Origin of the sequence: Bacillus sp. F56 (assembly GCF_001748205.1) — a bacterium.
In the GTDB taxonomy this organism is placed as follows: domain Bacteria; phylum Bacillota; class Bacilli; order Bacillales; family Bacillaceae; genus Bacillus; species Bacillus stercoris.
Genome location: NZ_BDFC01000006.1, coordinates 154046 through 174525, shown reverse-complemented (window position 1 = coordinate 174525; position 20480 = coordinate 154046). Strand labels below are relative to the sequence as shown.

The following is a 20480-nucleotide window of genomic DNA, read 5'->3' as shown; positions in this document are numbered from 1 at the left end:
TCCGACCTCATGGAAAATCATTTTCTGTGAAACCAAAAGATGTGTCAGTGCGTTTTATATAAAGAGTTTTCTGTTGTTTCCCCCTCAACACGTATAGATAGATTGAAAATTGGCGTGAAAATTCCTATAATGAAGAAAATTAAACGGGGAAATAATGGAGGTGGCACGTTGCCTATTAATATACCAACACACCTGCCGGCAAAACAGGTGCTTGAAAGTGAACATATATTTGTAATGGATGAAAGCAGAGCATTTCATCAGGATATCCGGCCGCAAAAAATTATTATCTTAAATTTGATGCCGAAAAAAATCCAAACAGAGACTCAGCTTCTCAGATTGCTTGGAAATTCGCCTTTACAGGTTCATTTCACATTTTTAATCCCAAGCACACACACGCCGAAAAACACTGCAAGAGAACACCTTGACGAATTTTACACGACTTTTTCCAATATCCGTCACAAGAAGTTTGACGGAATGATTATCACCGGTGCGCCGATCGAGCATTTGGCGTTTGAAGAGGTTTCATATTGGGAAGAGCTCAAGGAAATCATGGAGTGGAGCAAAACAAATGTTACTTCAACCATGCATATTTGCTGGGGCGCTCAAGCAGGTTTGTATTACCATTATGGTGTGGAAAAAATTCAAATGCCGAAAAAAATCTTCGGTGTGTTCGAGCATACCGTTCTTTCAAAACACGAAAGATTGGTAAGAGGTTTTGACGAGCTATACTACGTGCCGCATTCCCGGCATACAGATATAAATATGGAACAGCTTCAAGCAGTGTCCGAGTTAAACATTCTTACCGCATCAAAGGAAGCCGGGGTTTGCTTAATTGTGTCTAAAGACGAAAAACAAGTCTTTTTGACAGGGCACCCTGAATATGATACAAATACGCTTCTTCAAGAGTATGAAAGAGATTTGGAACGAAACCTTTCTACTGTCGAGGCGCCTAAACATTATTTTGCAAAAGGCAGCAAAGAGCCAGTGAATCGCTGGAAAGCGCATGCCACATTATTGTTTATGAACTGGCTGAATTATTACGTTTACCAAGAAACTCCTTATGAATGGGACTAATTTTTCTTATTTTAGTGATACGCTGAGCAAAAAATATGATAAAATACATCTGATTCAGTCTGCCTATAACAAAAATTTAAAATACTGGAATCCAAATCATTTAAAATTAGCTTAACTTTTTCACTGCATTAATAATTCGATTATGTATTTGTGTTATGTTTATGTATAGACAATAACTCCTTACGATGCATGAAGCTTGCTTGTTGTTGATTACATTGAGGTGAATTTACTTGAATACCAATAAAAGAGTATTAATTTTGACTGCAAATTACGGAAATGGACATGTGCAGGTAGCCAAAACACTTTATGAACAATGTGTAAGGCTCGGCTTTCAGCATGTAACAGTTTCTAATTTGTACCAAGAGTCAAATCCGATTGTTTCAGAGGTAACTCAATACCTTTATTTAAAAAGCTTCTCAATCGGGAAACAGTTTTATCGTTTGTTTTATTACGGAGTTGACAAAATCTATAATAAACGTAAATTCAATATTTACTTTAAAATGGGTAATAAAAGATTGGGCGAACTTGTTGATGAACATCAGCCCGATATTATTATTAATACATTTCCGATGATTGTCGTGCCGGAGTACAGACGCCGAACAGGAAGAGTCATTCCTACCTTCAATGTTATGACTGATTTTTGCCTTCATAAAATTTGGGTTCACGAGAACGTGGATAAATATTATGTGGCGACAGATTACGTGAAGGAAAAACTGCTGGAGATCGGCACTCATCCAAGCAACGTAAAAATCACAGGAATTCCAATCAGGCCGCAATTTGAAGAATCCATGCCGGTTGGACCGATATATAAAAAGTACAATCTTTCGCCAGACAAAAAAGTGCTTCTGATCATGGCAGGTGCCCACGGTGTATTAAAGAACGTAAAAGAGCTGTGCGAAAACCTTGTCAAAGATGAGCAAGTGCAAGTGGTTGTCGTGTGCGGGAAAAATACGGCTTTAAAAGAATCTTTGAGTCCGCTTGAGGCGGAAAACGGTGACAAATTAAAAGTTCTGGGCTATGTGGAGCGCATTGATGAGCTATTCCGGATCACAGATTGCATGATTACTAAACCAGGCGGCATAACTTTGACTGAAGCAACTGCCATCGGTGTGCCTGTCATTCTGTACAAACCTGTGCCTGGCCAGGAAAAAGAAAATGCAAACTTCTTTGAAGACCGCGGAGCTGCCATCGTCGTGAACCGACATGAGGAGATTCTCGAGTCAGTCACTTCCCTTCTTGCAGATGAAGATACCTTGCAGCGCATGAAGAAAAACATTAAGGGCCTTCATTTAGCAAACTCCTCTGAAGTCATTTTAGAGGATATCCTGAAAGAATCAGAAATGATGATAGCCAAACAAAAAACCAAAGCGCTATCTTAATGGCGTACTTGAGAGCATACGAAAACCGTGTGCTCTTTTTATTTATATTCAGCCATTAATAAAAGCGGTTACATTTTTTTCATGAAACTCGCCTTCCTTTTCAAAAATAAGCCGATTCGCAACTTGACGGGTGCTCCCAGATGGTGTATAGTTGAACCATCATTTAACAATGAATAAAGTTAAATGATGACAAAATTTTTTTTAGCACATGGGTGCTACAGTACTAGGAGGAATTAAGCAATATGCAAAACGGTAAAGTAAAATGGTTCAACAACGAAAAAGGATTCGGCTTCATTGAAGTTGAAGGCGGAGACGATGTATTTGTTCACTTCACAGCTATCGAAGGAGAAGGATACAAATCATTAGAAGAAGGACAAGAAGTTTCTTTTGAAATTGTCGAAGGTAATCGTGGACCTCAAGCTTCTAATGTTGTAAAACTCTAAACTCAATACATGATGATGAGATGACAAATAGAGGAGAGGCATTCGCCTCTCCTATTTGATTTTCATCTGGATTTCAATCGCCAAAATGTTTTGTTTGCACCTCTGTTCAATCTCTTCAACATACTTTTCCATTGACGGTTTTCCTTTTTTCGCGATATCCGCCAGTTCTTCTAAATCACTGTATATTTCTATAAATGTTTTGTGAAGGATCGACTTCAAATCTTTATCATCCATAGCTGCGTTCCCCTTCTCTATCAAGATACCTCAAATAGTAAAACAGTCCTATTATTTCTGGTTCAATAGTTATATCGGCTTATTTTTATTTTATTTTCTATTTTGGTACATAAATTTCAAAAAAACTCTGCAAAATAATTGTGGAGGTGTTTTTGTTGACTTCAAAATTCCATAATGAGGATCAGACTGGCTTTACGGATAAGCGGCAGCTGGAACTAGCAGTGGAAACAGCGCAGAAAACAACAGGAGCCGCGACGAGAGGCCAAAGCAAAACATTAGTCGACTCAGCATACCAAGCCATTGAGGATGCTAGAGAACTGTCACACTCTGAAGAGCTGGCAGCTCTCGACGATCCTGAATTTGTAAAGCAGCAACAGCAGCTGCTGGATGACAGCGAGCATCAGCTCGATGAATTCAAAGAATAAAAACCGCAGCTTCTGCGGTTTTTATTTTTAGTGATTGGTTAAGACATCTCCGTATGCTTTCAATTTTTCACCAACCGTACATTTATTGATACAAAAAGAATGTGCATAAGTTTTGCCAAATTCTTTGCGAAATTGCTTCTTAATAAAACAGTCTTTGCAATATTCATCGTGCAGTTCTGTCAGTTCTTTAAAGATCATTTTCTTATCCAATATCGTCATCTCCGTTACGGTCTAATTTCGTGTGGCTTTCTACGAATTGATGGGATAGAATTTTTTTAGCGAGGCCGTCAGCTTCCTGGTTGTCTTTCCGCTGTATCGTTTCGTAGGTTGGAGTAAGCTTCAGTGATTCAAGGAGTGCTTCTATTTTGTCCAGCCATTCATTATGAGATGGATCATAGCAAGGCCAGCTGCCGTCAAGCTGATTCAGTACAACAAGCGAGTCCCCTTTGATCGTAATTGAATTTCTGCTTGCCCCAAGCTCTCTTACTTCTCTTATTGCTTCATAAAGTGCCGCGTATTCAGCTTCATTATTGGTTTTCAGCCGGAAGCTTTTATTTTTTCTCAAACGATGCCGGACTCCTCCCAACGAATAATAGATGACAATCCCTAGACCCGCAAGTTCGCTCTCCTTATCGAAACTGCCATCAAAATAAACAGTGATGTTATCAGGCTCTTGAGCAAGCTCCTCGGTCAGCTTTTCCAATTCCTTCAGCGTCCATCTGCCGCCTTTCTCGTCTTCGAACTCTAGCTCTTTCATGTATGGAAAACGTCCAAGCTCTCTGGCGAGCATACGTGCCTGCTGTGCTGTCAGCCAGTCTTCGCTGAAAAATGAGACGGATCCCGTTCCTTTTGCTTCTATTTTTAAATGCGGTCTGAGCTTCATTACGATCACCTTACCATTCATTAGTTGCCGGGCTTATGCTATAATCAAACCAATCTTACCCCGGAAAGGAAGCTTTTTCATCTTGTTTAATAATTCGTTTTGGATCTTTTTTGCGATCATTCATTTTATCATTGTTCTTTTATTTTATAAAGGATTTGGCAAAATGGGACTGTTTGTTTGGATCGGTTTTGCGACAGTCTGCGCCAACCTCCAAGTCGTCAAAACAGTGGAACTGTTTGGCTTAACAGCGACACTCGGGAATGTGATGTATGGCACAATCTTTTTTGCGACAGATGTACTGAATGAAAAATACGGACCGGCTGAAGCCAGAAAAGCGGTATGGCTCGGATTCTCAACGCTCCTGACGCTGACATTTGTCATGCAGGGCGTGCTGCTTTTCGAACCGGCTTCCAGCGACATATCACAAACAGCGCTGGAAACGATTTTTGGATTCCTTCCGCGAGTTGCGTTAGGAAGTCTGCTTGCCTTTATCTTCAGCCAAACGCTGGATGTTTATGTATATTCGGCAATCAGAAGGATATTTCCTTCTGATCGGCTTTTATGGCTCAGAAACGGCGGCAGTACAGCAGTCAGCCAGTTGTTTGATACATTCATATTCACTGCTGTCGCTTTTTTCGGCATTTATCCCGCAGACGTTTGGCTTCATATTTTTATTTCTACATATTTGATTAAGTTTGCGGTATCTTTAATTTCATTGCCTTATGCTTATGCAGCCAAAAAAATGATACCTAGTGATGAAAGGAGTTCATAATGCCTACAGAAATATATGTAGACGGCGCAAGCGCTGGTAATCCCGGGCCTTCCGGTATCGGCATTTTTATCAAACATGAGGGGAAAGCAGAATCTTTCTCTATTCCAATCGGAGTGCATACAAACCAGGAAGCGGAATTTCTTGCATTAATTGAAGGGATGAAGCTATGCGCAACGCGCGGGTATCAATCGGTTTCCTTTCGAACGGATTCAGATATTGTGGAGCGCACCGCTGAACTTGAAATGGTTAAAAATAAAACGTTTCAGCCGTTTGTAGAGGAAATCACCCGCTTAAAAGCAGCCTTCCCTCTTTTTTTCATCAAATGGATACCGGGCAAGCAAAACCAAAAAGCCGATCTCCTGGCAAAAGAAGCAATTCGGCTGAATGAAAAGAATTAAATCTTAGTCATTGGTTCATCCTAATGGCGAGGTGAACTAACATGAAAAAGAAAGATAAAGGCCGGCTGACTGGCGGCGTTACTCCGCAAGGCGACCTGGAAGGCAATACACATAATGACCCTAAAACAGAGCTTGAGGAAAGGGCAAAAAAAAGCAATACAAAACGCTAGAGAAGATCTATACGATCTCTCTAGCGTTCAGCTTTTCAAGCATGCGCTCAATTCCTTTAATTTGGTGGCGGCGAAGCATTTGAGCCGCCTGCTCCATTTGCAAAGTAAATAAAGCGTCTTTCAGTGTGCAGACCAGCGGCACAGAGCAATGAATTTCCGCAAGCTTCCTCGACATCTCCAAATCACTTAAACCTTGCTGAATTTTTCCCTGCTGTCCCTTTGGAAGAAGAGAAAGATTTTCCAATAAACGGTCAATCGTTTCATATTCACGAATCAGTTTGTAGGCTGTTTTTTCTCCAATCCCTTTGACGCCGGGATAGTTATCACTGGAATCACCCATAAGCGCTTTAATATCAATCAAAGCTTTCGGCATTACCCCTGTTTCTTCATAAAAAGTCTCTTTTGTATAGACTTTATAATTTCCGATTCCTTTTTGAAGCAGAGCAACGCTTACTTTATCCGTTAGCAGCTGGAGTAAGTCTCTGTCCCCTGTTACGACCGTAATGTCTGCTTCATTTGCAAATAAATCGGCAAGAGTTCCAATACAATCATCTGCTTCATAACCGGCAAAGCCAATATTCATGATCCCAAGCTCAGCGGCTGCTTCCTTTGCCAAATCAAACTGCGGGATCAGTTCCACAGGCGGTGCGCTGCGGTTAGCCTTATAATCTTGAAACAAGTCATTACGATACGTTTTGCTCCCCATGTCCCAGCAGCAGACGACGTGTGTCGGCTGGAATGTTTCCACGGCTGTAATCAAATGCTTTAAAAAGCCGTTGACGCCGTTCGTCGGCACCCCGCTGTCATTTATCATAAAGTTGCGATGTACGGCCGTGGCAAAAAAAGCCCGAAATAAAAGAGCCATGCCGTCAACCAGCAATAGTTTATTATTATTCATCTGATAACTCCCTTTTCTTTCATTCCTTCTATTTTAGCATAAAGCGGCCCAAAATAAAAAACAGTATCTCTCTAATAAAGAGATACTGTTTGGGTATCATCAGTCGTTGTGTCTTTTGTTGCTGGCGATCAGCTTCTCAGCTTCGCGTCCTGCGTAAGAGTCAAAATGGGTTTGAAATCCGTTTTTCTTTTTGGCATTGTTATTCGCCTGTGCATTTCTGTTTCCCAGCTTTGTTCTGCCCAACATGAATCCCCCCTTACGTCGGATGTCCATAGTATATGCATCCGGCAGGAGATTCAATCGCGGCAGGATCATCCAGCTTACACTCGGCTTACGTATTCTCTGACCATTTCTTTTGATACAAGCCGTCTTGTCGGGACGATGCCTTTTTTAGCGAGCTGATTCATTTGCTCGGTGATGTCATTAATAGCGTCTGTAGTAAAAGGCTCATCGTTTTTGCATTTCGCAACAGCTTCTTCAATGGCCATTTCACGCATATTTTCAAGACGCATAAATGCTTTGATATGCTCGTGCTGTTTTGATGAATGTGCTGAAATTGCTTTATGTACCTCTGACATTAATCGTTCATCTCGCTTTTTTCTATTTAGTCTATCATGACTTGACATACAAGCCAACTGAATTTTACATTTTTATTGCATTGTCTGAACTTTTCCAGGAGATGCACGCTTGGTACGCCATTTCAATCTCTTTCGCATGTTCTCCTTCTGCATATCCTCTGAAATACGTCTCTTTTTGATCCGTTATTTGCGCGATTGCCTTTTCAGCCATATCTTCCTGTAAGCGTCTGAGGTGAGCTGTGTAATGAGAGATCAGGCTCTCTTCTTCATTTTTTATCCATGCCTCTGTGATTTTCGTAAGTTTCAACCGTACAGCTTCGATAAAGGCCGATTTTCCTTTTTGCTCAAAAAACTGCTTCGGTGATTTGACCTCTTTTAGTTCCTTTTCAAAAACACGTTCTTCCATTTCTGGTTCAACTTCCTTCAGCTGTATGCCGCTCAAATGCTGATCACCCGCATAAATGGAAAAATAACCGTCTGCGTTTAATGTTTTTTGAAAGTTATCCAGCCATTCTTCTGTGATATGCCGTTCGATGAAACCGCTCATGCGAACATCAAGCGTTTTGATTTCCTGAATATATTCAAACTGGTATTCATGCAAGGCTGTTGTCATCGCCTTACTCACATTCTTCTTCCAATCCCCGTTTTGCAGCCCGGGATGAAATGCCGATTTTAATAAATCATTTGCAAAATACGATAATCGCTGTGTAATGTGATAAAGCTGCTCTCTTGTATCTTTTTTCACTTTCTCAATGATGGTTTCTGAGTTCCGCCGTTTCTCGATATCGGCAACTGCCTGCTCAAATGACAGCATGAGACGCTGTTTCTGCGCTTCCTTCTCTTCTATGGACTGATGCTGGGATTTGTGAAGCTGGAAAACAGTTTCGCATAGTTTGTCTGCTTCCAAACTGAGCTGTGCAGCGGACGCTTTTTTTACGTCCACTTCGATAAACCGATCTAAGTGTTTTCTTACTTTCGGGAACTGGTTATAAAATGATTCCGGTTTTCCCAGCAGCTCCTCCTTACTTGAAACGGTAAAGAGCTGCGGCTCATAAACCCCTTCTTTTACAAGCTCCGCGCTGACATAATCGGTCACTGTTTCAAGCTCTGTTTTATCTTTTGCAAGGTCTGCGGCATTAATAACGAAAAACATTTTATCCATGCTGAGCGATTCTTTCACAAGTCCGAGCTTCCGTAAAAATGAACGATCTCCTTTTGAAAAGGAGTGTTGATAATAGGTCATATAAAAAAATGCATCCGCATCTTTGATATATTGGAATGCCAGCTCTGTATGCCGTTTATTCATGCTGCTCGCGCCGGGTGTATCAACAATCGTAATTCCTTTTTCAGTGAGCGGGCATGTATAGTAGACCGTTACCTCTTTCACAGCACAGGCCGTTGTTTCCTCTGCTACATACGGCTTTAATTCAGACAGCGGAATCGTTAATATCTTCTGTTCCTCTATATACTGCTGATACCTCTCGTATGCAAGCACGAAATTTCTGATCAATTTCACGTGCTCTTCTTGCAGCCTGTTTTTTTTGACTGCCTTTTCCCACTTCTCTGCGAAGGAACGGCCTGCCGGTTCTTTTGATATTCCGGTGAGCTGCAAAATTTCAGCCGTTATGTCATCCTCCGTCTTAAATACTACATCCGCTGTTTTGTTTAGGCTGCCATTGATTGGCTTTGTAATTTTGTTAATTGTTGCTGTGGTTGGCGTTGGTGAGGATGGCAGCACTCTTTCGCCAACAAGCGCATTGGCAAAAGATGATTTCCCCGAACTGAAGCCTCCAAAAAGAGCAAGTGTAAATTTCCGTTCCTCAAGCCGTTTAACCCTTTCACGAAACGCTGAAATATGCTTTGACAACATGCTGCTTTCGCCTAAAACATCAGACAAAGTGTAAAAGCGTTTGATTTGGTCTTGAAGCGGCAGTTCTTGTTCTATATTGATTTCTGGATTCGGCATCTGCTGCTCCGCCAGCTGGCCTCGGCCTTGTTTCTGTTCTGGAGCCGCCACTCTTTTTTTCTTCAATTTAAACCATTCTGTGTCTATATGCATCGGGCATTCGGACTCTTCTTCCCAAACGGCCCACAGGCGATTGATTTTCTCGCGGGCATGATTCTCTAAACGAGCCTGTTCTTGAAGAAGGACAAGTTTTTCTGATTCGTGGGCGATCCGGTCGTTAATCGTTTGCACATCTTTGGAAACACGCTCTTTCACCATAGCGGAGAGTACCTTTATGATGTCTGCGGCCTCTCTTTTCGCCTCTTTCCGGACCAGCTCTGCCAAGTCTTTTGTATATTGCAATACATATTCAGAAGAAAAGGCTGCACCTTGCTTGACCGCGCGTTCAATGATGCTTATATCAAGCGGAGTGCGATAGGACTGAATCAGCTTTTCACTTTCAACGTTATGGACATCAAATACTTTGGCAAGTTTATGGAGCGTGTCTATTATGTGCCAATCCGCTTCGGCCTCTGTTCGTTTGGTCACATCAGAGAAAAAAACATTCCGCCTTTTATCTCTTTCTTGTGCAGTTTTCGCTTTAGAAAAGAAAAAGCCGGTTTTAAAAGAAGGCTTTTGTGACTCTAAAAATGCAGCCGCCAATTCACGCATTTCAAAAGGCGTCAGGTTGGCGTTTTTTAAAATACGATTGATTTCTTCCTGCATCCTCTTCTCTGCCTCAGCCGCTTGATTTGCAGCCTCATCCAATTGATCACGCAGCGATTGGACCAGTCCAGTTTGGATGTGAAGCTGTTCAGCGAAATTCGGGCCGTCTGTTTCGTCTTTCTTCAGCATTTCCGTATGTTCCTTCAGCAGATTATGGATCTTTTGTTCGGTTAAAGCCTGCAAATTGTTTTTTGATTGCTTTTCTATTCTTTTTAACTCTTGTCTCAAAGCCCCAATCTGATTAAACGGGTGATCCGGTTCTGTTACTGACGTAAAATAGAGCGCTTCCTTTGAAATCCCTTCATTGCAAAGCATCTCCTCTACCTGTTTTTTATAGTCTCCAAAGTTTGTCTCCGTCTCGTCATGGCGGTCAATTTGATTAACGATAAAATACACATTCGGAATGTTTTCTTTAATTGATCTGAGAAACTTTACATTTTCCTCAGCGTGTACGTGATTATAGTGAACAACGTAAAACAGCGCATCCGCCTGGTGAAGAATAGAAGCAGCCGATAGAAAATGAGCATCATCCGTTGAATCGATCCCTGGAGTATCAATATACGCAACTCCGGAATCGATCTCAGTATACCTGTCAAAAATTTCGACGCTTTCAATCTGTTCACCGTCTTTGCAATATTGCTGTACCTTGTCTTTCTGGTAAGCCCCTTCCAGCTCAGCACACGCTCCGTCTGTTGTATGAAGCCGAACTCGCTTTTCCCCGTTTCTGATCACAACAAGGTTAGCGCTCGTTGGGATCGGGCTTGTCGGCAAAATATTCTCCATTAACAGGCAGTTCAGCAGTGATGATTTCCCCGCTGAATAATGCCCCGTAAACGCGATATAAACCTCTTCATCTGCCGCTTTTTTCATGACCGCAGCCAGTTTAGCAGCCCTTTGTCCATCTTGATTCTCAATAAATTGCTGATAAAGTTCCCCAGTTTTGTGCAAAAGCTCGTTTCTGTTATGTTCTGTCATAAGCCTGTACCCCTTTGTGCCGTTTCAATTGTGAACCTTTTTCGAAAGGTCTGAATTCATTCCCTTTTCATTTTACACAAGAATAAACCAAATTTCTTTAGGAGAATAGAAAAAAGCCGCCATTACGGCAGCCTCTATAAAAGAAAATCTGCAACTTTTACAAGTTCCAGATTCATCAAACAGATTTATTAGAGATTCCTTTTAATACAAAACCAATCAAAACACTATATGTACAAACCGCTCCGAGCAAAAACAGCATTGTCATTTGATTCACCATCCTGATTGAGAATCTTTTTCATATTCATTTTAACATGAGTGAGAATGATTTTCAATCGCTATTTTACACTGTATTCCTGTAATGCCTTGTCTTCTGCGCGAATTCTGACGGTTAACAACACGGCATTTAAAATGGAAAACAGACACATGGTGACATACGCTTGATAAAGCAGCGGAATCAGCAAAATTTCAAGTATAACAACAGCATAGTTTGGATGTTTCATCCATTTATAAGGACCTTTTTTTACAAGCTCTGCACCTGGAACGACAAGGATTTTCGTATTCCAATATGCTCCCAAGGAACAGAGCGCCCAATATCGCACTGCCTGTACACTTAAAATAACTGCGGCGATACCGATCCACCAGCTTGACGGCTGTTTATTCATTAGCAGCACTTCAGCAATTAAAGACATAAAGAAAAGGATATGCATCGTAATGATATACGGATAGTGGCTCTCGCCAAATTCAATTGCTCCTTGCTTCTTTACCTTTTGTTCATTTTGTCTGGCCACTGCCATTTCTGCTGCTCTTTGAACAATGAGAATGGCGATCAACAACCAAAACATAAGTCAAGCCCCCTTTTCCCAGCTGAATAATAGCAGTTCTGATGAGAAACCCGGCCCTAATGCGCCAATCAGTCCCCGTTCAGCTTCCTTTTTATGTCCGTTCTGCAGATGGTCTTTGACCACATACAAGATTGTGGCTGAAGACATATTTCCGTGCTTTCGCAATATGCTTTGCGCTGATGAAAGCTTTTCTGACGACAGTCCAAGACTTTTAATGTATGCGTCGATCACTTTTTTTCCGCCTGGATGCGCCAAAAAAACACTGATATCACAGAATGACAGCTGATGTTTGTCCAAAAAAATCTGTACATTTGTTTTGAGCCAATTTTCTACCAAAGTTGGTATGTCTCGTGAGAAAATGACTTTGAATCCTTGATCGGTAAAGTCCCAGCCCATGACATCTTCTGATTGTTTCATCAAAACAGATTGGGAGTCTGTTATCTTCGGGGCAAGCTTCAGTTTTGACACCCTGCGGTCTGCCTTCTCTCCGCATAATAACGCTGCGGCAACGCCGTCACCAAATAGCGAGGTGCCGATCAGATTGCTTTTCGTTTTATCTTCCGGCTGAAATGTCAGGCTGCACATCTCAGCAGCAATGACAAGCACAAAAGCCTCCGGATACGCTTTGCAGTATTCGGCTGCGCGCGCAAGCCCGCTGGCCCCTCCTGCACAGCCTAAGCCCCAAATCGGAATCCGCTTCGTATATGGAGAAAACGGAAGTTCATTCATAAGCCGCGCCTCGATACTCGGTGTGGAAAGACCTGTGCTGGAGACGAAAAAAACCGCTTCCACTTTCTCATAAGGTATGGCTTCTTGAACAAATTCAGGGTGAGAGAGGCACTCACGAACAGCCTCCCTGCTGTGCTTAAGTGTTTCTTCTATGTATATTTGATTTTTTTCTTCAAAGCTGTGCTCCTCTTTATACCATTCAATCGGCTTAACAAACTGTCTCGAATGGATTTGCCCGTTTTTAAAGGAGGATAACAGCCGGTCAATATCCTTAAAGGAATGCTGAAACATATAGCGGGCGAACTCAGCCGCTTTCTCTTGATTTACATCATATACAGGAAGACTTGTTCCAATGGATAAAATAAACGCCATGCAATCACCTCTTTGCATACATTGTGCCGCAACGATCTTTTTTATATGCAAAAAAACTCCGCCGCGGCGGAGTTAGACTGCTGTTTTTTGTTCCGTAAGGTCAGCTTCTTGTTCTGTTTTTTTGGCTTTAGAAAATACGTTATATACAATATTCAGGACAACTGCAGTGAAGCTGCCCGCCACAATGCCATTCGTTGTAAGAAGCGTAAGTGCACTCGGAAGCTGTTTGAAAATATCCGGCACAACGGTCACACCGAGTCCCAAACCCACTGAGCAGGCAACAATCAGCAGATTTTCCTGTTTCGCAAATTCAATGCGGCTAAGCATTTTAATTCCGTAAGCGATCACCATTCCAAACATCGCCACCATTGCACCGCCCAAAACGGCAGATGGAATAATCGTCGTGAAAGCAGCGATCTTTGGAAACAGCCCGAATGCCATTAAGATCACACCTGTGACCACAATGACAGCATTTTTTTTGATTCCTGTGAGCTGAACAAGCCCGACATTTTGAGAGAATGCCGTGTAAGGAAAAGCGTTAAAAATACCGCCCAGAAGCACAGCCAGCCCCTCAGCGCGATAGCCTTTAGACAAATCTCTCTCTGTCAAACGGCGGTTTGTCAGGTCACCTAAGGCGAAGTAAACACCCGTAGACTCCACAAGACTGACAATTGCAACGATGGACATCGTAATGATAGGCGCTGCATGAAAAGACGGCGCTCCGAAGTAAAATGGCTGAATCATTTGTACAACTGCCGCATCCGACACATTATCAAATTGAACTTTCCCCATAAAATAAGCGATGAAGGTCCCAATCAAAATACCGATCAAAATCGAGACGGACTTGATAAAGCCTTTTGTAAAACGGTATAGAAGCACAATGATACTCAAAACGATAAAAGCAAGTGCAAGGTTGGAGAGATCTCCGAAATCTGCACTTCCTTCTCCGCCGGCCATGTTATTCATGGCAACCGGCATCAAAGTAATACCGATAATCGTAACAACAGAGCCTGTCACAACCGGCGGAAAAAACGAGACGAGCTTTCCAAAGAAAAATGAAATAAGTATGACTAGAATGCCTGAAGCAATAATGCTTCCGTAAACCGTCGAAACCCCGTATTCAGATCCAATCGCAATCATCGGCGATACCGCTGTAAATGTACAGCCAAGCACTACCGGAAGTCCGATCCCGAAAAAGCGGTTGCTCCATACTTGCAGAAGTGTAGCCACACCGCACATAAAAATATCAATCGATACTAAGTAGGTCAGCTGTTCGACAGTCAGTCCCATTGCTTTTCCGACAATCAGAGGAACGACAATGGCACCGGCATACATGGCAAGAACATGCTGAATCCCTAATGACAGCGTTTTTCCGAATCCATTTTTCATGAATGAACCTCCTGTACGAAGGACACTTTCCCTTCTTCTAAAGACCGAATTCTTGCCAAAGATTCCACTCGGTAGCCCAGTTTTACAAGTTCATCTCTTCCCGGCTGAAATGACTTTTCAATCACAATGCCAATTCCTGCAATAGAAGCACCCGCTTGCTTCACAATTGACGCGAGCCCGTGTGCTGCCTGTCCATTTGCCAAAAAATCATCGATAATCAGCACATGGTCCTGATCCGACAGGTGGGTCCCAGACACTGCGATTTGGCTTTCTGTTTGCTTCGTAAAGGAATAAACGGACGCTGTCAGTAAGTTGTCAGTAAGTGTTAATGATTGATGCTTTCTTGCGAAGACAACAGGTACACCCAGCTTCAAGCCAGTCATTACAGCTGGAGCGATACCTGATGATTCGATTGTCACAATTTTGGTAATACCGTCTTGTGCAAACCTGGTCGCAAATTCGTCACCAATTTTCTGCATAAGCAGCGGATCAATTTGGTGATTCAAAAAAGAATCCACTTTCAATACTTGATTTGATAATACGGCGCCTTCTTCCTCTATCTTCCTTTTCAGTGCTTCCATCCAGTCTTACCTCCGTTATGAGAATAAAAAAAGCATTGCCCGCTCAAATAAAGAGCAAGCAATGCTGATATAACAAAAAACCGTACATATGCGGTTCCATTGCTCACCCATAGTCGGGACATTTACGGTGCCCGGTAGAAACTTGCGTGCCATATCCACGCGATTATATGAGTGTTCCTATGATATTGTAATAAATTATATCAAGATTCTAATCTCTTGCATAGGCTGAAAGTGAAAATTTCCGAACTTTATTTTCTTTATTTTAGATATCATTCGTATTTAAAAGGAATCCGATCATAAAAAGCCTGGCGGCCGCGCCGCCAGGCTTTGATTATGCCAAATAGAGATTTGAATATTTGGTTGATAAATAGTCAATTAAATAGCGAACGTTCAGTTCTTCTCCTGTCGCATCTTTAATAATGTCTAACGGCTTTTTCCGTTTTCCATGAATATGCACCTTTTCCGTCAGCCATTGCTTTATCGGATGAAATTCCCCTCTTTCTAAGAGAGCGTCAAATTCAGGTAGGTCCTCAAGCATTTTTTGTTTCAGCTGAGCCGCATACATGTAGCCGAGCGCATAGGATGGGAAGTAACCGAAATCTCCTCCTGCCCAATGGACGTCCTGTAAAATCCCCTCTGCGTCCGTCTGCGGTGTAATCCCTAAATAATCTTGGTATTTTTGATTCCAAAGCGATGGCAGTTCTTCTACAGACACTTCATTGCTGAAAATCGCTTTTTCAATTTCATAACGGATGATGATATGAAGAGGATACGTCAATTCATCCGCTTCAACCCTGATAAATGAAGGTTTTGATTCATTGATTGCACGGACAAAATCATCCAGGGAGATGTCCTTGAACTGTTCAGGTGATGCCTCTTGAATTTTCTTATAGTACGGTGTCCAAAAATGCTTGTTGCGGCCGATAAAATTCTCGTAAAATAATGATTGAGATTCATGAATTCCCATTGATGCACCGTCTGACAAGTTCGTTCCGCTCAGTGCTTCATCAATATTTTGCTCGTATATCGCGTGCCCGCACTCATGAATGGTGCCAAAGATTGCCGTCCGAAAATCTTTTTCATCATATCTCGTCGTGACCCGAACGTCTCCCCGGTTCAGCGTAGTTGCAAACGGATGAACGGTTTCATCAAGTCTTCCGCCATCAAAATCGTAGCCAAGCTCCTGTAAAAAATACAGACTGAGCTCTTTTTGCTTTTTTTTCGGGAACGCTTTTGTAATAAAGCTTGTATCTGGTTTATTTCCGGAAGCTGTCACCTGTTTAACAAGAGGGATAATCGCTTCCTTCAGCTCAGTAAACAGCTGATCAAGCACCTTTACCGTAACACCGGGCTCAAACAAATCAAGCAATGCATCATAAGGATGCTCTTGATATCCCCAGTACGTAATAAAACGTTTATTACATTCAATCAGCTGTTCTAAATAAGGAGAAAACAAGCTGAAATCAGATTTTCCCTTCGCTTCCTCCCACGCTGTTTCTGCCTTTGAACACAGAATCACGTATTCTTTATATTCAGCCTCAGGGATTTTCTTATTCTCTTCATACTCTTTTTTCGCCAGTTCAACCGCTTTTTTCGTATCTTCTGACAAGTCATCAAATCGTTCATACAAGGCATCGATTAGCTCTTTCATTCGATCGGATGTCTGAATATTGAATATATCTGTTGAAAGCTGGCCGATGCTTTCAGCCCGGTCCTCTGAGCCGTTTTTCGGCGCGCCAGTTCTGGAGTCCCAGTGCATTAACGCGACTGCTTCGCTGTAATGTGAAATTCGTTTTAAAAGATCAAAAAATTCCTTTTCATATGTATGTATCTCCATATCCATTCCCTCCCTATTCTAGCCGTTCCATTACAGGCTAATAGAAGGGGGAATGAAAGTCAAATTGTTTGTATAAAAGGCTGCCGGTACGTTTGGCGGCAGCCTTTTTATTCAGTTGATCGTCATTTGATTTTTTGGCGGAGGTGTTCTCCTCTTTTTCTGTTTGATTTTTTTATCCACCCACACTGTTGCCAGCGGGGTTAAGAGCGAGGTGACAATAACGCTCGTCGCTATAATTGCAGTTGCCGATTCAGCAACTGGGGCAAATGAGGCATTCGCTTCCGCTAATGCGTATGGGACAGCTACAGCCGCCCCCGCCGTAGAAGAAGCCGCCACACCCGCGACACCGTCCCCCCGCGCAACAAAACGATCAAGCAAAAACAAGGAGCTGCCCGATAAAATGACGACAGAAACTCCGATAAAAATGCCGAGCAGCCCTGATTGAATCAGCATTCCAAAATTCAAGGTATTGCCGAGCGAAAAGGCGAAAAATGGAATGATCGCTGGCACAACCTTGCTGAATAAGTCCCTGAGATCATGATCCAGATTTCCAAGTATACATCCGAGCAAAAACGGGATGACTGTCGCTGCCAGCGTTTCCCATGGGAATGCGGCAAGTCCCGTCACACCAAACGTCACCATGGTCATAAAAGGACCTGATTCTGTACTAATAAAGGCGAAAGCGCCCGCATCCTCTTTTCTTCCCATATGGTTCATAAGCGCCAAATATAGTCCGCCGTTCGTCTCATTCATTACCGCGACAATTGCTAAAACAGAAAGGCCTGCAAAAAAGCCGGATTGTATGCCTTCGTCAGGTATAAATTGCGCTGTGATCACGCCGAGCAGCGCTGCAAATCCGACCTTCCCCAATAATAACGTGATTCCTTTTCTTGCGATGTAGCCTGAAGAACGAAAATCAATCGTTGCTCCTACGCAAAAGATAAAAACACCCAGTATCGGCAGCGTTCCAGTAATCAAAGCACCCGTAAAACCTCCAAAGAACTCCGCTGTTCCAGGAGCAAACGTGTTGAGCGCCGCTCCAAGAAATAGCGGAATAATCATCATTCCGCCAGGTACCCGTTCAATTGTCGCCTTGATTTTCATATTGTGGATTCTCCCATCCTCCGGTTATGAAAAAACAATTCCACTTACACTTGGAAAACAGCCTGCAAATCCTCTTTTGAACAGCTGCCCAGCTGGCTGCCGACTCCGACGGCGCCAGCTCCGGCTCTAAGCCAATCCGGCACTTCAGACGGATGTATCCCGCCTGTCGGAATAAAGGTCACCTGCGGGAAAGGGCCCGCTAAATTTTTCATAAACGGAATTCCAAACACACCGCTTGGGAACAGTTTTAATGTAGTAAAACCGCATGTCAACGCTTCCATAATTTCGCTCGGAGTCAAGACGCCGGGGATATAATGTGTCTTTACAAAAGAAAGGTGTTCAGCAAGATCAGCTGAAAAACCCGGACTGACAATAAACTGTGCGCCAGCCTCAGCAGCTTCCCCAGCTTGCTGCGCGGTGATGACCGTGCCCGCGCCAATTAAAATATCTTCCCTATTACGGAAGGATTCGATAATATCTGATGCTCTGGGCGTCGTATACGTCACTTCAACTGCACGAATCCCTTTATCTAATAAACTCTCAATCTGCTGACAGGCCTCCTGTTTATCCTTTGAGCGAATGACTGCAATCAGCCTTGCTTCTTTCAGACGGTTTTCAACGATTTTGGACTCCATATTAATAATCCCCTTTCTTTTGGTGAACCGTTCTTTGAGCAGATAAAAAAGAAGCTAATTTCTCCCTGGTCGGCAAACCGTCCATATCCCCCGGTGCCTGAACTTGCAAAGCGCCAATCGCATTTCCCCTTTGCACCGCTTCCTTGTACGACAAACCATCTAGGATACCGCTGATTACACCGACTGCAAATCCGTCTCCGGCGCCGACTGTATCAACCACCTGATCGACCCTGCAGCCTTCTAGAAATCCTTCACTTGTCTCCGTTTTAAAGTAAGCGCCTTCTTTTCCGAGTTTAATAGCAACAAAGCTGACTCCTTTTTTCAGATAATAATCAGCAATACCTTCAGGTGTTTTTTCTCCGGTCAATAGCTCTCCCTCTGTGATCCCCGGAAAAAACCAGTCTGCAAGCCCAGCCAAATCATTGATTGTGTGTATCATTGTTGCTTGATCAGGCCAAAGCGAAGGCCTTAAATTAGGGTCGAATGAAATGGTTTTCCCGGCGTTTCTCATGTCGTTCATGACATGATACGTGAAGTCTTTCATATCAGCTGATAAGGCAGGCGGAATGCCTGTCACATGCAAATGGCCTGCGCATTGAAAATAATCTTTTGGATATTCAGTAAAAGTTAATGTGCTTGCAGCTGAGTTTTTCCTATAGTAGGTAACTTGCGGGTCACCTTCCTTCACTTTTGACTTCAGCAGCAGCCCGGTGGGATTTTCGTCCTGCGAGCGGATCACGCGGGACACATCCACTCCCTCTTTTTTAAGTTCCTGTACAATAAACGTTCCGAGTTGATCATTGCCGACCTTGCTCATCCATCCCATTCGAAATCCGAGTCTGGCAAGGCCGCAGGCGACATTGCTTTCTGCTCCGGCAAGCCCTTTAGAAAAAGTGGATACTTCATGAAGGCCTCCATACTCATTTGCGTAAAACATGGCCATTGATTCTCCGAATGTCACCGCATCAAGCTTCATCTCTTCCCAACCTCCTCTTAGTTGAGGGCACCTAGGATTAAAGTGACTTTCTCATGATGACTTTTGCCTCCAATTCAATGGTTTGAGGCGCTCCTTTGTCACCTTCAATCCTTTTTAATACACGTTCCATCGCCGTCCTGCCCATATCATGTGACGGCTGAGCGATCGTTGTAATGCCTGGACCGATCAGTTTGTACCATTCCGTGTCATCGAACCCTGCAATCCCTATATCTTGAGGAATGCGCAGGCCAAGCTCTTCCATACAACTGATGATTTTCAGCATAATCAAGCCATTCAAAGCCAGAATCGCTTTTTTTTGCCCCGGCATCTCCTTGTGAAAGGAACGAAGCGCCGCCTTAAGCTGCTCCTTGTCCTTTACGTCAATTTCATACATTTTGACAAGCCCGTTCACATTTTGAACCGCAGCCATTTCCTGATACACAGCTGCTCTTTCTGCACGAGGGCTGATAGAGGAAATTGGTTCTGTAAACAGCGCGACATCAGTATACCCTTTGCTGTAAATCTTCTGAAGAATCTCTTTAGTGATCGATCTGTTGTCAGTCGTTACGGTATCCAGTTTCAAATCCGGCAGTTTCCGGTCAATTAAGATCGTTGGAATGTGCTGTTCAGCAAAAGCGCGCAGTAAATCCTTGTTTTCCCCGGTTGCATTTAAAATCAGGCCCTCAACCGAATGGGCTTCTAGCTTTAAGAGCATTTCCCGCTCTTTTTCAGGACTGTTATCTGTGTTGCACACCATAATGCTGTAGCCATATTGATCACAAACCTCTTCGACTCCCCTGAAAGCAGCGACCGAAAAAGGATTTGTAATGTCAGCCACAACAAATCCGATTAACTTGCTTTTTTTTATTTTCAAACCTTGGGCCATTTTACTCGGCCGATAATTCAATTCTGCGATTGCCTTTTTAATGTTTTTCACTTTTTCAGGAGAAATCGCGTCAATTTTCCCGTTAATATAGCGGGAAACTGTCGATTTCGAAACTCCTGCATATTCAGCTACATCTTTGATGGTCATATGGCCTGTTGTTTTCTTTTTCATTCAAGTGCTCCTGTATCTCATATATTTGAAACCGATTTCAAAACCGTTACAACAAAAG

At 42.8% G+C, this 20480-nt stretch carries 24 protein-coding genes, 1 pseudogene and 1 riboswitch; of the genes and pseudogenes, 8 read left to right on the top strand and 17 right to left on the bottom strand.

The annotated features are described in order from the left end of the window. Positions 1–168 precede the first annotated feature (168 nt). From metA to cspD, 4 genes and pseudogenes are all read left to right on the top strand, one after another. Entirely contained in the window at positions 169–1074 is a 906-nt protein-coding gene (gene metA, locus BFW96_RS09300; RefSeq protein WP_069839261.1) for a homoserine O-acetyltransferase MetA, read from the top strand. Positions 1075–1304: 230 nt separating this feature from the next. Further along, positions 1305–2453 (top strand): diglucosyl diacylglycerol synthase, encoded by a 1149-nt coding sequence (locus tag BFW96_RS09295; RefSeq protein ID WP_069839260.1) that lies wholly within the window; start codon positions 1305–1307, stop codon positions 2451–2453. A gap of 81 nt (positions 2454–2534) precedes the next feature. Continuing rightward, a pseudogene (locus BFW96_RS21445) lies at positions 2535–2680 on the top strand (hypothetical protein). 15 nt (positions 2681–2695) lie between these two features. Further along, positions 2696–2896: a cold-shock protein CspD gene (cspD, locus tag BFW96_RS09290; RefSeq protein ID WP_003153604.1), complete on the top strand. Its 201-nt coding sequence runs from the start codon at positions 2696–2698 to the stop codon at positions 2894–2896. 51 nt (positions 2897–2947) lie between these two features. On the opposite strand, the gene degR is transcribed toward cspD, so the two are convergent. Beyond that, positions 2948–3130 (bottom strand): transcriptional regulator DegR, encoded by a 183-nt coding sequence (degR, locus tag BFW96_RS09285; protein ID WP_014664342.1) that lies wholly within the window; start codon positions 3128–3130, stop codon positions 2948–2950. A 155-nt stretch (positions 3131–3285) separates the two neighbouring features. Here degR and BFW96_RS09280 point away from each other — a divergent pair, with 155 nt between their 5' ends. Next, complete coding sequence (locus BFW96_RS09280) at positions 3286–3555, top strand: DUF2564 family protein (RefSeq protein WP_040082832.1); 270 nt, start codon at positions 3286–3288, stop codon at positions 3553–3555. A 27-nt stretch (positions 3556–3582) separates the two neighbouring features. On the opposite strand, the gene BFW96_RS09275 is transcribed toward BFW96_RS09280, so the two are convergent. Then, the gene (locus tag BFW96_RS09275) at positions 3583–3765 is read right to left on the bottom strand and encodes a zinc-finger domain-containing protein (protein WP_004397944.1); all 183 of its coding nucleotides are present in this window, start codon (positions 3763–3765) and stop codon (positions 3583–3585) included. Next, positions 3758–4438 (bottom strand): ribonuclease H family protein, encoded by a 681-nt coding sequence (locus BFW96_RS09270; RefSeq protein ID WP_069839259.1) that lies wholly within the window; start codon positions 4436–4438, stop codon positions 3758–3760. The genes BFW96_RS09275 and BFW96_RS09270 overlap by 8 nt, the downstream gene beginning before the upstream one ends. A gap of 82 nt (positions 4439–4520) precedes the next feature. Between BFW96_RS09270 and BFW96_RS09265 the strand changes: the two genes are divergently transcribed. From BFW96_RS09265 to sspL, 3 genes are read left to right on the top strand one after another with little or no spacing between them, the layout of a single operon-like run. Continuing rightward, a complete protein-coding gene (locus BFW96_RS09265; RefSeq protein WP_069839258.1) occupies positions 4521–5210 on the top strand; it encodes a queuosine precursor transporter in 690 nt (229 codons plus the stop codon). Beyond that, the gene (locus BFW96_RS09260; RefSeq protein ID WP_069839257.1) at positions 5210–5608 is read left to right on the top strand and encodes a reverse transcriptase-like protein; all 399 of its coding nucleotides are present in this window, start codon (positions 5210–5212) and stop codon (positions 5606–5608) included. Before BFW96_RS09265 ends, BFW96_RS09260 begins: the two co-directional genes overlap by 1 nt. Before the next feature lie 41 nt (positions 5609–5649). Continuing rightward, positions 5650–5778 carry a small, acid-soluble spore protein L gene (gene sspL / locus BFW96_RS09255; protein ID WP_003218255.1) on the top strand — a complete coding sequence of 43 codons (129 nt, stop codon included), beginning with the start codon at positions 5650–5652 and terminating at the stop codon, positions 5776–5778. Positions 5779–5785: 7 nt separating this feature from the next. Here the strand turns inward: sspL and exnP are convergent, their stop codons facing one another. The 14 genes from exnP to kdgR form a co-directional block, all read right to left on the bottom strand. Further along, on the bottom strand, positions 5786–6676 hold the full coding sequence (gene exnP / locus BFW96_RS09250) for a 5'-3' exonuclease ExnP (RefSeq protein ID WP_014664347.1): 891 nt from the start codon (positions 6674–6676) through the stop codon (positions 5786–5788). 99 nt (positions 6677–6775) lie between these two features. Continuing rightward, the gene (locus tag BFW96_RS09240; RefSeq protein WP_003230761.1) at positions 6776–6922 is read right to left on the bottom strand and encodes a hypothetical protein; all 147 of its coding nucleotides are present in this window, start codon (positions 6920–6922) and stop codon (positions 6776–6778) included. A 74-nt stretch (positions 6923–6996) separates the two neighbouring features. Beyond that, a complete protein-coding gene (locus BFW96_RS09235; protein WP_014664348.1) occupies positions 6997–7254 on the bottom strand; it encodes a YpbS family protein in 258 nt (85 codons plus the stop codon). Between the two features lie 64 nt (positions 7255–7318). Continuing rightward, on the bottom strand, positions 7319–10900 hold the full coding sequence (gene dynA / locus BFW96_RS09230) for a dynamin GTPase (RefSeq protein ID WP_069839256.1): 3582 nt from the start codon (positions 10898–10900) through the stop codon (positions 7319–7321). A 175-nt stretch (positions 10901–11075) separates the two neighbouring features. Then, positions 11076–11165, bottom strand: a complete 90-nt coding sequence (gene fbpC / locus BFW96_RS21010; RefSeq protein WP_100069434.1) for a Fur-regulated basic protein FbpC — start codon at positions 11163–11165, stop codon at positions 11076–11078. A gap of 70 nt (positions 11166–11235) precedes the next feature. After that, positions 11236–11742 (bottom strand): alkylpyrone methyltransferase, encoded by a 507-nt coding sequence (bpsB, locus tag BFW96_RS09225; protein WP_069839255.1) that lies wholly within the window; start codon positions 11740–11742, stop codon positions 11236–11238. 3 nt (positions 11743–11745) lie between these two features. Further along, positions 11746–12843 (bottom strand): type III polyketide synthase BpsA, encoded by a 1098-nt coding sequence (bpsA, locus tag BFW96_RS09220; protein WP_069839254.1) that lies wholly within the window; start codon positions 12841–12843, stop codon positions 11746–11748. Positions 12844–12915: 72 nt separating this feature from the next. Then, a complete protein-coding gene (gene pbuX / locus BFW96_RS09215) occupies positions 12916–14232 on the bottom strand; it encodes a xanthine permease PbuX (RefSeq protein WP_014664352.1) in 1317 nt (438 codons plus the stop codon). Further along, a complete protein-coding gene (xpt, locus tag BFW96_RS09210) occupies positions 14229–14813 on the bottom strand; it encodes a xanthine phosphoribosyltransferase (protein WP_014664353.1) in 585 nt (194 codons plus the stop codon). The genes pbuX and xpt overlap by 4 nt, the downstream gene beginning before the upstream one ends. 90 nt (positions 14814–14903) lie before the next feature. Then, a riboswitch (purine riboswitch) is annotated at positions 14904–15004 on the bottom strand. A 140-nt stretch (positions 15005–15144) separates the two neighbouring features. Next, positions 15145–16650 carry a carboxypeptidase gene (gene ypwA / locus BFW96_RS09205; RefSeq protein ID WP_069839253.1) on the bottom strand — a complete coding sequence of 502 codons (1506 nt, stop codon included), beginning with the start codon at positions 16648–16650 and terminating at the stop codon, positions 15145–15147. 111 nt (positions 16651–16761) lie between these two features. Then, positions 16762–17754: a 2-keto-3-deoxygluconate transporter gene (gene kdgT, locus BFW96_RS09200; protein ID WP_069839252.1), complete on the bottom strand. Its 993-nt coding sequence runs from the start codon at positions 17752–17754 to the stop codon at positions 16762–16764. A gap of 44 nt (positions 17755–17798) precedes the next feature. Next, on the bottom strand, positions 17799–18389 hold the full coding sequence (eda, locus tag BFW96_RS09195; RefSeq protein WP_069149763.1) for a bifunctional 4-hydroxy-2-oxoglutarate aldolase/2-dehydro-3-deoxy-phosphogluconate aldolase: 591 nt from the start codon (positions 18387–18389) through the stop codon (positions 17799–17801). Between the two features lies 1 nt (position 18390). Next, positions 18391–19365 carry a 2-dehydro-3-deoxygluconokinase gene (gene kdgK, locus BFW96_RS09190; protein WP_069839251.1) on the bottom strand — a complete coding sequence of 325 codons (975 nt, stop codon included), beginning with the start codon at positions 19363–19365 and terminating at the stop codon, positions 18391–18393. A gap of 37 nt (positions 19366–19402) precedes the next feature. Further along, the gene (gene kdgR, locus BFW96_RS09185; protein WP_069839250.1) at positions 19403–20422 is read right to left on the bottom strand and encodes a pectin utilization transcriptional regulator KdgR; all 1020 of its coding nucleotides are present in this window, start codon (positions 20420–20422) and stop codon (positions 19403–19405) included. Between the last annotated feature and the right edge of the window lie 58 nt (positions 20423–20480).